Raw genomic sequence first — 14,869 nt, forward strand, 5'->3', positions numbered from 1 at the left:
CCCAGCACTGTGCCGCACCCCCCTACCCCTAGGTCAACCCCTATTAATTCATCCCCTGACCGACCGCGGCGATAATCGCGTGCAACGCATTGACATCCGCGGAAATCATAGGAGAGGCTTCGCCGGAGTGCGGCTATTGATAATCAACAGTTCCGGCGGGTGGTCATGGATATTCTTTCGAATTCTGGACGCGAGCCCCGGGTGGCGCTGCTGTTCCCCGGCGAAGGCGGCCAGCGCCCCGGGATGGCCCGCGAGCTCTACGACCGCTATCCCGTGTTCGCCGCGGCCCTCGACGAGTCCTGCGCCCGGCTCGCGGAGCACGGGCCGTGGACCGTACGGGAATTCCTGCTGGAGACCGACGACGGCGCCACCGCCTCGCCGGTCGACCGGGAACTGCAGACCCAGGACGGGCTCTTCGCGTTCCAGTACGCGCTGTTCACCCTGCTCACCCACTGGGGACTACGCCCCGGCTACGTCCTCGGGCACTCGGTGGGCGAGTTCGCCGCCGGCACCGCCGCGGGAATCTTCGAGCTGCCCGACATCGCGGTCATCATGGCCGAGCGCATCCGGCTGACCAGGGAGACGATGCCGATCGACGGGGCCATGGCGGCCCTGCGGGTGTCGGCCGCGGAGGTCGCCGATTCGCTGTCCCAGTTTCCCGGCGTCGACATAGCGGCGGACAACGGGCCGGCGTCCTGTGTCGTCTCCGGCGATCCCGCCGGGGTGAGCGCTCTGGTCGCCGACTGGACCGGCCGGGGCCGCAAGGCCAAGATGCTGCCGGTCAGCCGTGGCTTCCACTCCTGGCACATGGACACCCTGATGCCCGAGTTCGCCGGCGTCGTCGAGGGCCGGACCCACCCGCCGCGCATCCCGCTGGTCTCGACCCTTCTCGGCCGGCTCGCCTCGGCCGGGGAACTGCAGGGCGGCGGCCACTGGGCCGCGCAGGTACGCGGAACGACCAGGTGGTTCGAGGCGATCCGCTGGCTGACCGCGGACGGCGTCGACACGTTCATCGACTTCGGCGCCAACGGCATGCTCTCCGCCCTCACCGAGGACTGCCTCGACGTGGCGGCGCTGGTCCTGCCCGCCGTCCGGGGCAACGGCCGCTCCGATGCCGAGAGCCTGCTGACGATGCTCGACCAGCTCCGCACCCGAGGGGTCCCGCTCGACTGGGCCGCCGTGGCCGCCGACAACCCGGACCTTCCCGTGCCCGTGGCCGCGACGGCCCGTCCCTCCATCATGGACGAACTGACCGCCGCCGACCCGGCCGATCACCGGGAGATCCTGGAACGGGTCGTCAAACAGGAGGCCGCGGACCTGATACCCGGCGGGACCGACCCGGACCTTGCCTTCTTCGAGTCGGGTCTCGACTCGCTGGGCGCCGTCGAACTCGCCCGGCGGCTCAGCGCGCGAACCGGGCTCCGGCTCTCACCGGCCGCCATCTTCGACCACCCCGCACCCGGCCCGCTCGCCACGATGCTGGCGGGCCGGCTCTCCGCCACCGCGCCCACCGCCGAGACCTGGACGCCTCCGGCCGGCGGTGACGACGACCCGATCGCCATCGTCGCGATGAGCTGCCGCCTCCCCGGTGGGGTCACCGGCCCCGAGGACCTGTGGCAGCTCGTCGCCGAGGGCCGCGACGCGATCGGCGACTTCCCGGCCGACCGCGGCTGGGACCTCGACCGCGTCTACGACCCCGAGCCGGGCCGCTCCGGCACCACGTACGTCAAACGAGGCGGATTCCTGGCCGACGCCGCCGACTTCGACCCCGCGCTTTTCGGCATCAGCCCGCGGGAAGCCCTAGCGATGGACCCCCAGCACCGGCTGATGCTGGAGATGACCTGGGAGACGCTGGAACGGGCGGGGCTCGACCCCAGCTCGCTGACCGGTACGCCGACCGGCGTCTACCTCGGCATCATGTTCGCGGGCTACGCCGGTTTCAGCTCCGACAGCGCCGGCCCTGTCCCGACCGTGTTCGAGCCCGGCACCCCGCCCGTCGAGGGGGTGACCGATCACCTCGCGCTCGGCGGCACCGTCAGCATCGCCTCCGGGCGGATCGCCTACCGGTTCGGGTTCGAGGGACCCGCCGTCACCCTCGACACCGCCTGCTCGTCGTCGCTGGTCGCGCTGCATCTCGCGGTCCAGGGCCTGCGCCGTGGCGACTGCACCCTGGCACTGGTCGGCGGGGTGAGCGTGATGGCCACGCCGCTGCCGTTCGTGGAGTTCAGCCGGCAGCGGGCGCTGGCCCCCGACGGCCGGTGCAAGCCGTTCGCCGCCGGCGCCGACGGGACGGCCTGGTCGGAGGGCGCCGGCATGGTGCTGGTGGAGCGGCTCAGCGACGCCCGGCGGCTCGGGCACCCGGTGCTCGCCGTGGTCCGGGGCACCGCCCTCAACCAGGACGGGGCCAGCAACGGCCTCACCGCCCCCAGCGGCCTCGCCCAGCAGCGGGTCATCCGGCGCGCGCTGGCCGACGCCGGGCTCACCGCGGGGCAGATCGACGTGGTGGAGGCGCACGGCACCGGCACCTCCCTGGGCGACCCGATCGAGGCGGAGGCGTTGCTCGCCGTCCACCGCGGCGAACGTCCCGTGGACCGGCCACTGCTGCTCGGGTCGATCAAGTCGAACATCGGGCACACCCAGATCGTCGCGGGCGTCGCCGGGATCATCAAGCTGGTCATGGCGATGCGGCACGGCATCGTCCCGGCCACCCTGCACGTCGACGCCCCGTCACCGCACGTCGACTGGACCGGCGAGGTCCGGGTGGTGACCGAGCCGACGCCGTGGCCGGAGACCGGCGAGCCGCGCCGGGCGGGCCTGTCGGCGTTCGGGATCAGCGGCACCAACGGCCACGCGATCCTGGAGGAAGCACCGCAACCCGTCGCACCGAGGACCGGCGAGGTGTCGGTGGGGGCGATGCCGTTCGTACTGTCGGGTCAGAGTCCTGCCGCCCTCCGCGCCCAGGCGGCGCGGTTGTTGTCCGCTGTGGAGGGTCCGGCACGTGCTGACCTGGGATACTCGCTCGCCACCAGCCGCGCGGCGATGGAGTATCGCGCAGCCGTGGTTGCCGAGGACTCCGGCGCCCTGCTCACGGCGCTCACGGCCCTCGCCGCCGACGAGCCGGCCGCCGGGCTGATCCGCGGGCGGGGCGTACGCCGTGGGCGTACGGTCCTGCTCTTCTCCGGCCAGGGCAGCCAACGGCCCGGCGCCGGCCGCGAACTGTACGAGGGTTTCCCGGTCTTCGCCGCCGCCTTCGACGAGGTCGCCGCCGCCCTGGACCCGCTGCTCGACCGGCCGGTCCGCGAACTCGCGCTGGGCACCGGCCCGCTCGACCTGACGGGCGATCAGCAGCCGGCCCTGTTCGCCGTCCAGGTGGCCCTGGCCCGCCTGACCATCTCCCTCGGGGTCCGCCCCGACCTGCTCATCGGCCACTCCGTGGGCGAGATCGCCGCGGCACACCTCGCGGGCATCCTCGACCTCGCCGACGCATGCACCCTGGTCGCCGCGCGGGGCCGGCTCATGCAGGCCCTGCCGCCGGGCGGGGCGATGGCCGCCGTCGAGGCCGCGCCGGACGAGCTCGGCGAGCTGCCGCCCGGGGTGGAGGTCGCGGCGCACAATGCGCCGGGCAACACCGTGCTGACCGGTGACGCGGACGCCGTCGACCGGGTAGCCGCCTCGTGGCGCGACCGCGGGCGCCGGGTCACCGCCCTGAAGGTCAGCCACGCGTTCCACTCCGAGCGGATGACCCCGATGCTGGAGGCCTTCGGCGCCGTCGCGCGGGGACTCACCTACCGGCCGGCCCGGATCCGTGTCGTCTCCACGGTGACAGGTGAGCCCGACCGGGCGGCCATGCTGTCCACACCGGACTACTGGATCCGGCAGGTCCGGCAACCGGTCCTGTTCCGGGATGCCGTCGCCGCCGCCCGCGACGACGGCGCCGACACGTTCGTCGAGATCGGCCCCGGTGGCTCGCTGACCGCCCTCACCCGCGAATGCCTCGGCGACGACGTCCTGGTGGTGCCGTCGCTGCGCGGTGACCGGCCGGAACCCGTCGCGGTCATGACCGCCGTCGCCGAACTGTTCACCGGCGGTGGCACGCTCGACTGGGCGGCGGTCTTCGGCCCCGGCGCCCGGGTCGTGCCGCTACCCACGTACGCCTTCCAGCGCCGCCGTTTCTGGATGCCGCCGCAGCCCCGGGTCGCCCCCGTCGAGCAGACCCCCGCGGCCCAGCGCCGGTCCCCCGCCGAGGCCCGGTTCTGGGGAGCCGTCGAGCGGCAGGACGCCGGCACACTCGCGGCCACCCTCGGCACCGACGCCACCGCGCTGAGCACGGTACTGCCGGCCCTGTCCCGATGGCGCCGCGGCCGGGACCGGGACGCGCTGGCCGACTCTCTGCGATACCGGATCGACTGGCGGCCGGTCGCCCCCGCCACACCGGCGGGCCTGTCGGGAACCTGGCTGGTGGTCATGCCACCGGAAACGGGCGATGAGGTCGCCGAGGCTCTTGCCCGGCACGGTGCCGAGGTCCGGCCGGTGCTCGCCGGGCCGGAAACGGACCTGCGGGCCGAGATCGCCGCGGTGCCCGGCCCCGTCGCCGGCGTCGTCTCGCTGCTGGCCCTGGCCGACGGCGACGACGCGGCGCATCCGGGCATGTCGACCGGCCTGACCGCCACCCTGGCACTGCTCGACGCCCTCGACGGGACGGCCGCGCCCCTGTGGTGCCTGACCCGCGGCGCCGTCAGCACCCGGGCCTCGGACGATCCGGCGATCTCCGCCGCCCAGGCCGCCGTCTGGGGGCTCGGCCGGGTCGCCGCGCTGGAGTATCCGAACCGCTGGGGTGGCCTCGTCGACCTTCCCGGCACGCTCGACACCCGGGCGGCCACGCTGCTCGCCACGACCCTGGCGGCCACCGGCGAGGAGCGCGAGGACCAGGTCGCGATCCGGGCCACCGGCCGCCTCGGCCGCCGCCTGCTGCGCTGCCCGGACCAGCCGGACGACCGGGCCGGCTGGGTGCCGGCCGGCACCGTGCTGATCACCGGCGGGACCGGTGCGCTCGGCAGCGCGGTCGCCCGGCACCTGGCGGGCGCCGGAGCCCGCCGGCTGCTGCTGCTGAGCAGGCATGGCACCGCCGCACCCGGCGCCGCCGAGCTGCACGCCGAGCTGACCGCGCTGGGCGCCGACGTCACGATCGTGGCCTGCGACGCCGCCGACCGGGCCGCCCTGGCAGCGGTTCTCGACGCCGTACCGGACGCGCATCCCGTCACCGACGTCGTGCACACCGCCGGGATCGAGCAGCAGATCCGGCTCGGCACCGCCGGTCCGGCCGACTTCGCCGCGGTCACCGGCCCGAAGATCGCCGGGGCCGCCAACCTCGACGCGCTGCTCGGCGACCGGCCGCTCGCCAGCTTCGTCCTGTTCTCCTCCATCGCCGGGATCTGGGGCAGCGGGGGCCAGGCCGCGTACTCCGCCGCCAACGCGTACCTCGACGGGCTCGCCCTGCGCCGGCGCGGGCAGGGCCGGGCCGCCACCGCGGTCGCCTGGGGACCGTGGGCAGAGGCCGGGCTCGCCGTCCAGGACGGTGCTGCCGAATACCTGCGGCGGCGTGGTCTCAGCGCCCTCGACCCGGGGTTCGCCGTCGAGCTGCTCGCCCGCGCGGTCACCGGTGGCGAGGCCGCCCTGACCGTCGCCGACGTCGCCTGGGAGCGGTTCTCCCGCAGCTTCACCGCCGAGCGGGCCAGCCGGCTGTTCGACGAGATCCCGCAGGCGGCCCGGCCCGTCACCGCCGTGCCGGAAGCCGGGGGCGAGCGGGTGCGGCAGCTGCGCGAGCTGGGCGAGGACGCCCGGCTGGGGACCGTGACATCATTGCTTCGGGCCGAGGTCGCCGCGTGTCTCGGCCTCGACGGCCCGGGCGCGGTGGGAACGGACCGGCCGTTCCGGGACCTGGGCTTCGACTCGCTGATCGCCGTCGACTTCCGGACCCGCGCCGTCGCCGCCACGGGGGTCGCGCTGCCGGTGTCGGTCGTCTTCGACCACCCGACCGTGGACGCCCTGGCCCGCTTCGTGGTGGGCGAGATGTTGGGCGGGGCCACCCCGGACCGTACGCCCACCGCGGCAACAGCCACAGCCGGCGACCCGATCGCCATCGTCGGGATGAGCTGCCGCCTGCCGGGCGGGATCGCCGGTCCCGAGGACCTGTGGCGGACCGTCCTCGACGGCGCCGACGTGATCTCCGGTTTCCCCGCCGACCGCGGCTGGCCCCGGCAGACGCCGTACGCGCAGGCCGGCGGCTTCCTCGACGCGGTCGCCGGCTTCGACGCGGGGCTCTTCGGCATCTCCCCGCGCGAAGCCCTCGCCATGGATCCCCAGCAACGCCACCTGCTCGAGGTGTGCTGGGAACTGTTCGAACGCTCCGCCATCGACGCGGCCGACCTGCGCGGCACCGCCGTCGGCGTCTTCGTGGGCGGCTCCTGGACCGGGTACGGCACCGGCGCCGGACCCGCCACCGACGGGCACCTGCTCACCGGCGCCGCGAGCAGCATCCTGTCCGGCCGGTTGTCCTACGTCTTCGGCCTGGAGGGCCCCGCCCTCACCGTCGACACCGCGTGCTCCTCCTCGCTCGTCGCCCTGCACCTCGCCGCCGAGGCGGTCCGCCGTGGCGAATGCGACCTGGCCGTCGCGGGCGGTATCACCGTGATGCCGTCCCCGCTGGTGTTCGACCAGTTCGCCGTGCAGGGCGGGCTGGCCTCCGACGGGCGCAGCAAGGCCTTCGCCGCGGACGCGGACGGCGTCGGCTGGGCCGAAGGAGTGGGCCTGGTCCTGGTCCAGCGGCTCAGCGACGCGATCCGTGACGGCCGTACCGTCCACGCGATCATCCGAGGCTCCGCCGTCAACCAGGACGGCGCCTCCAACGGGCTAACCGCACCCAACGGGCCGTCCCAGGAACGCGTCATCCGTCAGGCCCTCGCCAACGCCGGGCTCAGCACCACGGACATCGACGCCGTCGAAGCCCACGGCACCGGCACCAGCCTCGGCGACCCGATCGAGGCAGCCGCACTCAGCGCCGTCTACGACCGGGACCGCGACCATCCACTGTGGCTCGGATCGGTGAAGTCGAACATCGGTCACACCCAGGCCGCCGCCGGTGTCGCCGGGCTCATCAAGATGGTCCAGGCCATGAACCACGGCGTCCTGCCCGCGACCCTGCACGCAGGGCGGCCCAGCCCGCACATCGACTGGAGCGGTGCCCTCACCCTGCTCACCGAGGCCCGCCCCTGGCCCGGGACCGACCGGCCCCGGCGTGCCGCGGTGTCGGCCTTCGGGATGAGCGGCACCAACGCGCACCTGATCCTCGAAGCGCCCGCGGCCCCGGACCACACCCCGGACCACGCCGCGGCGCCACTCCCCGGGAACCCCCTGCCCTGGCTGCTGTCCGGCCAGACCCCGGGCGCGCTCCGCGACCAGGCCGCCCGGCTGCGCGACCACCTCACCGATCAGCACCCCTACGACGTCGCCCATGCCCTGGCGACCACCCGGACCGTGCTGCCGCACCGGGCCGCCGTCATCGGCGCCGGCCGCGACGAGCTCCTAGCCGGTCTCGACGCCCTCGCCAGCGGCCGGCCGAGCCCCACGGTGGTCCAGGGCGACACCGCTCAGGCCGGCACCGTCGTGTTCGTCTTCCCCGGACAGGGCACCCAGTGGGCGGGCATGGCCGCAGAACTCCTCGACAGCGAGCCCGTCTTCCGCCAGGCCCTCGACGAGTGCGCCGCCGCGCTCGCGCCGTACGTCGACTGGTCGCTCATCGATCTGCTGCGGGACGCGCCCGGTGCCGCCGATCTGAACCGGGTCGACGTGGTGCAGCCCGCGCTCTGGGCCATGATGGTGTCGCTGGCCCGGCTCTGGCAGGCGTACGGCGTGACGCCCGCCGCCGTCATCGGCCACTCGCAGGGCGAGATCGCCGCGGCCTGCGTCGCCGGGGCGCTCTCCCTCGACGACGGCGCCCGCGTCGTGGCGCTGCGCTCGCAGGCCCTCACCTCGCTGTCCGGGCACGGTGGCATGCTCGCCGTCGCGCTGAACGAGTCCGAGGCCGCCGCGCTGGCCCGCGGCTGGGGCGACCGGATCTCCGTCGCCGCACTCAACGGCGACACCTCCACCGTCCTCGCGGGTCACCCGGCGGCCCTCGACGAGCTCGCGGCCGGTTGTGCCTCGGCGGGCATCCGCAGCAACCGCCTCCCGGTCGACTACGCGGCCCACTCCGCCCAGATCGAACTGCTGCGGGACCGGCTCCTCGTCGACCTCGCCGAGGTACGCCCGGCCGGCGCCACGGTCCCGTTCCACTCCACGGTCACCGGGCACCGCGTGGACCCGCTCGACCTCGACGCCCGCTACTGGTACGACAACCTGCGCGGCACCGTACGTTTCGCCCCCGTCGTCCGGGATCTGCTCGCCGCCGGGCCGGTCACGTTCCTCGAGGTGAGCCCGCACGCCGTGCTCACCGCGGGCCTGCACGAGACCATCTCCGCCACCGGCGCCACCGGTTCCGTCCTGCACACCCTGCGCCGCGACGACGGCGGACCCCGCCGGATGCTCACGGCACTGGCGGAAGCGCACAACGCGGGCGTACGCGTGAACTGGCGCCCCCTGCTCGGCGAGTCCCCGGACCACCCGGTTCCCCTGCCCACGTACGCGTTCCAGCACGAGCGCTACTGGCTCGGCGGGGACGGCCCGGCACCGGACGCCCAGCCCGTACCCGTATCCGTGCCCGTTGATTCGCTGTTCCGTATCGACTGGGTGCCCGCCCCGGAGTCCACACTCGATGATCAGCCGCTCGAGTTCTGGCGGGTGCCCGGCGGCGGAACGGCCGGGACCACCGTCGCCGCCACGCTCGATCGCGTCCGGCACTGGCTGGCCGACCCGGCGACGATCGGCACCCTGCTCGTCGTGGTCACGACCGGCGCGGTGGCCACCCGTCCCCGCGAGGACGTCATCGACCTCGGCGCCGCAGCGGCCTGGGGCCTACTACGCTCGGCGCAGACCGAGAACCCGGGCCGGTTCGCCGTCATCGACACCGATACCGACGACCCCGCTCTGCTCACCCTGGCCGCGGCCGCGGGACAGGCCGCCGTCCGGGACGGGCAGGTCCTGGTTCCCCGCCTCGCCGCCGTCCCGGTTCCGGCCGGAGCGGCGCGGACGCCGTGGGCCGGCACCGGCACCGTCCTGCTCACCGGCGGCACCGGCACCCTCGGCGGTCATGTCGCCCGGCACCTGGTCACCGCGCACGGCGTACGCCATGTCGTGCTGGCCGGCCGGCGGGGCTCCGGCACCCCCGGCATCGGCACCCTCACCGCCGAACTGACCCGCGCCGGCGCCCGTGCCGACGTGGTCACCTGCGACGCCGCCGACCGGGAAGCACTGGCCGCGCTGCTGTCCACCCTCCCCGAACTGACCGCGGTCGTGCACCTGGCCGGGGTCCTGGACGACGGCATCCTCGACTCCATCACCCCCGGGCAGCTCGACCGGGTGCTGCGGGCGAAGGCCGGCTCCGCGGGGCACCTGCACGAGCTCACCGCGGGCCGGGACCTGGCCGCGTTCGTGACGTTCTCCGGTGCCGCCGGCACGCTCGGTGCCGCGGGGCAGGCCGCCTACGCCGCCGCCAACTCCTACCTGGACGCGCTGGCCGCGCATCGCAGCGCCCACGGGCTGCCCGCGACCAGCCTCGCGTGGGGGCTGTGGGACGACGCCAGCGGCATGACGGGCCACCTCGGCGACGTCGACCGGGCCCGGGCCGGCCGGCTCGGCACACCGCTGGCCACCGGGGACGCGCTCGCCCTGCTCGACGCGGCGCTGGCGACGCCGTACGCCCACCTGGTCCCGATGCACGTCGACGCCGGACGGCTCGCCGCGATCGCCGCCGCGGAGCCCGTACCGTCGCTGCTGCATGACCTTCTGCCGCCCGGCACGACCCCCATGGCAGTCCCGTCCGTGCGCCCGGCGGTGGCCGCGACGGTCCCGGCCGGATCGCCCCGGGAACGGTTGCGGGCACTGGAGATCGTCGTCCGCGACCTGGCCGCCGCCTGCCTCGGGCACGCCGACCCGGGCACCCTCGACGTCAACCGGCCGTTCCGGGACCTGGGCTTCGATTCGCTGATCGCGGTGGAATTCCGCAACCGGCTCGCCGCTACCGCCGGGGTCGCCCTGCCGGTGTCGGTCGCCTTCGACCATCCCACCGTCGCCGCCCTGGCACGGCACGTGCTGACCGCGCTCGGCGGCGGCCCGGTCGCGGCCACCGCCACGGTGCGGGCGGCGACCACGGCTGTCGACGACGATCCCATCGCCATCGTCGGGATGAGCTGCCGGCTGCCGGGCGGCATCGACAACCCCGGCGAGCTGTGGGACGTCGTGCTCAGCGGAACCGACGTGGTCTCGCCGTTCCCCACCGACCGGGGCTGGTCGCCGACCGCCGCGTACGCGAGGGTCGGGGGTTTCCTCGAGAACGTCGCCGATTTCGACGCCGGACTGTTCGGCATCTCCCCGCGCGAGGCCCTCGCCATGGATCCCCAGCAACGCCATCTGCTCGAGGTGTGCTGGGAATTGTTCGAACGCTCCGCCATCAACGCCGCCGACCTGCGCGGCACCAGCACCGGTGTCTTCATCGGCGGCAACTGGACCGGGTACGGCTACCGGGGCAGCGTCGAACCCGGCAGTGACGGCCACATGCTCACCGGCGCCGCGGGCAGCGTCATGTCCGGCCGGCTCGCGTACGTCTTCGGCCTCGAAGGCCCCGCCCTCAGCGTCGACACCGCCTGCTCCTCCTCGCTCGTCGCGCTGCACCTCGCCTGTGAGGCCATCCGCCGCGGCGAGTGCGACCTGGCCGTCGCGGGCGGTGTGACCGTGATGCCGTCCCTGATGGTGTTCGAACAGTTCGCCGCGCAGGGCGGGCTGGCGACCGACGGGCGCAGCAAGGCCTTCAGCGCCGACGCCGACGGGGTCGGCTGGGCCGAGGGCGCCGGGCTGATCCTCGTGCAACGGCTCAGCGACGCGATCCGTGACGGACGCAACGTCCACGCCGTCATCCGAGGCTCCGCCGTCAACCAGGACGGCGCCTCCAACGGACTCACCGCACCCAACGGACCCTCACAGGAACGCGTCATCCGCCAGGCCCTCGCCAACGCCCGCCTCACCACCACCGACATCGACGCCATCGAAGCACACGGCACCGGCACCACACTCGGCGACCCGATCGAAGCAGCCGCACTCAGCGCCGTCTACGACCAGGACCGCGACCATCCACTGTGGCTCGGCTCGCTCAAATCCAACATCGGTCACACCCAGGCCGCGTCGGGTGTCGCCGGGATCATCAAGATGGTCCAGGCACTGGATCACGGCGTGCTGCCTCCCACCCTGCACGCCGAGCGGCCCAGCCCGCACTCCGACTGGAGCGGAGCGCTCACCCTGATCCAGCGGCCGACGCCGTGGCCGCGGACCGGCCGGCCCCGGCGCTTCGGAATCTCCGCCTTCGGCGTCAGCGGGACCAACGCCCACGTCATCATCGAGCAGGCACCTCCCCGCGAGGACGACGGTGTGCCCGGCGGCGACACCACCGTCGTGCCCTGGTTGCTGTCCGGGCACACCGAGGACGCCCTGCGCGACCAGATCACCAGCCTGCGCAGCCGGATGGGCGACGACCGCCCGATCGACGTCGCCCGGGCGCTGGCCGTCGACCGATTCCCGCTGCCGCACCGGGCCGCCGTCGTCGGCGCCGGCCGGGCCGAACTCCTGGCCGGCCTCGATACGCTGCTGGCGGGCCCGGCGGGCGGCATCCGCGGCACCGGGCACGGTCCGGTCCGGGTGGCGTTCCTCTTCGCCGGGCAGGGCAGCCAGCGCGCCGGGATGGGACTCGACCTGGCGCGGGCGCTGCCCGATTTCGCCGAGCCGTTCGACGAGGTCTGCCGGCACCTCGACCCGCTGCTCGGCGTACCCGTGCGGGAGAGCCTGACCACCGCCGGGGCCGGCACCGACCGGCAGCCCACCGACCAGGTCCAGGCGGCGCTGTTCGCCCTGGAGGTCGGGCTCTTCCGGCTCGCCGGACGCTGGGGTGTCGTCCCCGACCACCTCGCCGGTCACTCGATCGGCGAACTGGCCGCCGCCCACGTCGCCGGGGTGCTGTCCCTGCCCGACGCGTGCGAGCTGGTCGCGGCCCGGGGCCGGCTGATGCGGGCGCTACCCGAGGGCGGCGCGATGAGCGCGGTCCGGGCCGGCGAGGACGTGGTCCGCGCTGTCCTGAGCGGACCGGACGCACCCGAGATCGCCGCCGTGAACGGGCCCGAGTCGACCGTGATCTCCGGTGATCTCGAGGCCGTCGAGCGGGCGGAGGCGATGCTCACCGCGGCCGGGCACCGGATCAAACGGCTCCGGGTCAGCCACGCGTTCCACTCGGAGCGGATGACGCCGATGCTGGCCGAGTTCCGGGCGGTCGCCGAGCGGCTCACCTACCACCCGCCGGTCATCCCGATCGTCTCCACCGTCACCGGCGAACCGGCCGGCGCGGACGTGCTCTGCGACCCGGGCTACTGGGTCGAGCAGGTACGCCGGACCGTCCGGTTCGAGGACGCGGTCACCCGGCTCGCGGCCGAGGGCAGCACGGTGTTCCTGGAGCTGGGACCCGACGCCACGCTCACCGCGGCGGCCCGGGACATCCTCGGCACCGGCCCCGCCGTGCTGGTCAGCGCCCTGCGCGCGGGTCAGGACGAGGCTCGTACGCTCATCGGCGCGATCGCCCGCCTCGCCACCGCCGGCGTGCCGGTCGACTGGCCCGCGTTCTTCGCCGGCCACCGCACCGTGCCGGTGAACCTGCCCACCTACCCCTTCCAGCGCGACCGCTACTGGCTGGACCCCCACGCGAAGATCTCCAGCATCGACGACTGGCGGTACGCCGTCCGCTGGCGCTACCTCGCGGAGCCGCCCATCGCCGAAGACCCCGGCACCTGGCTGGTCCTCGACCCCGGCGACACCGGCGACCCCGCCCTGCTCGACCTGCTCGACGCCCGCGGGATAAGGACCGTCCGGGTACGCGTCGACGCCGCAGCCACCGGCCGTGCCGCCCTGGCAGAGCAGATCAAGGCGGCCGTCGCGGGCGGGGCACCGGACGGCGTACTGTCCCTGCTCGCCCTCGACGACCGGGTCCACCCGGACCATCCGGCGCTCACCGCGGGCCTCGCCGCGACGGTCGCCGCCGTCCAGGCACTCGGCGACCTCGACCTGAGCGCGCCGCTGTGGTGCCTGACCCGGGGCGCGATCGGCACCGGCCCCCCGGACCCCGTCACCCACGCCGCCCAGGCGACCGTCTGGGGTCTCGGCCGGGTCGCCGGGCTGGAGCACCCGGACCGCTGGGGCGGGCTCGTGGACCTGCCGCCGGTCCCGGACGCCCGCACCTGTGACCGGCTGCTCGCGGTCCTCACCGGGGACTCCGGCGAGGACGCCGTCGCGCTGCGGCCCGGTGGCATCCTCGGCCGGCGGCTCGTACCGGCCCCGGTCCCGGCCGGCGGCACGCCCTGGGCCGCCTCCGGGACCGTCCTGGTCACCGGTGGCACCGGGGCGGTCGGCGCGGCCGTCGCCCGCTGGCTGGTCCGGACCGGCGCCGAGCACGTCGTGCTCACCGGCCGCCGCGGCCTGGACGCTCCCGGCGCCGCCGAGTTGCGCGACGAACTGGCCGGGTCCGGGGCACAGGTGACCGTCGCCGCCTGCGACGTCGCCGACCGGGACCAGGTCGCCGCTCTGCTCGCCGGGCTGCCGGGCCGGCTCACCGCGGTCTTCCACGCGGCCGGCGCCCTCGACGACGGCGTCCTCGACGCCCTCGACCCGGCCCGGTTCGACACCGTACTGCGGGCGAAGGTGCTGGGTGCCGGCAATCTGCACGAGCTGACCGCCGGGCTGGACCTCTCGGCGTTCGTGCTCTTCTCCTCGGTCTCCGGTCTCTGGGGAGCACCGGGACAGGCCAACTACGCCGCCGGTAACGCCTACCTCGACGCTCTCGCCGAACGGCGGCACGCCGACGGGCTGCCGGCCACCTCGATCGCCTGGGGTGCCTGGTCCGACGGCGGGATGGCCGCCGACGGCGGGGTGGTCGCGGACCGGCTGCGCCGCGGCGGGGTGCACCCGATGCCGCCCGACCGGGCCGTCGCCGCGCTGCTGCGGGCGCTGGAGACGGGCGAGGCCACGCTCACCGTCGCCGACCTCACCTGGTCCCGTTTCCTGCCCGCCTTCACCCGGCTGCGCCCGGCCGCGTTCTTCGCCGAGCTTCCCGAGGCGATCCCCGGCGTGGACGCTGCCCCGGCCGACTCCGGCACGAGCTCCGGGGACGCTGCGGACAGCGAGCCGGAGACGCTGCTGCAGCGGCTCGCCACCGTGCCCGCCGACGGCTGGGAGCACGAGGTCCTCGGCGTGGTCCGGACCTGCGTGGCGGCGGTCCTCGGGCACGCCTCCGGGCGGCAGATCGAGGCCGCCCGCGCGTTCAAGGACCTCGGCTTCGACTCGCTGATCGTGATCGAGCTGCGCAACCTGCTCGGCAGCGTCACCGGGCTGCGGCTGTCGACGTCCACCATCTTCAGCTATCCGACACCGCTCGCGCTGGCCGGCCACCTGACCGAACTCGCCCGGGCACAGGTCCCCGCACCCGAGCAGGAACCGGCACCGGCCGGCCCCACACCGGCCGGCGCGGACTCCCTGAGCAACGTCACCCTCGACGAACTCCTCGACATCCTCGACGACGAGCTCGGCCGGGTCTGAACACCCCAGAAAGGAACCCACCGCGATGGCGACCGACGACCGCGTCCTCGACACGCTCAAACGCCTCACCCATGAACTGCGCGAGACCCGG

At 74.7% G+C, this 14,869-nt stretch carries 1 protein-coding gene; it reads left to right on the top strand.

Annotated elements, in window-relative coordinates; translation table 11 throughout:
- Window positions 1–165 precede the first annotated feature (165 nt).
- Complete coding sequence (locus Ahu01nite_RS45990) at window positions 166–14,778, top strand: type I polyketide synthase (RefSeq protein ID WP_203843073.1); 14,613 nt, start codon at window positions 166–168, stop codon at window positions 14,776–14,778.
- Window positions 14,779–14,869: the final 91 nt, after the last annotated feature.

The sequence above is a fragment of the Winogradskya humida genome (assembly GCF_016862215.1).
GTDB classification, from domain to species: domain Bacteria; phylum Actinomycetota; class Actinomycetes; order Mycobacteriales; family Micromonosporaceae; genus Actinoplanes; species Actinoplanes humidus.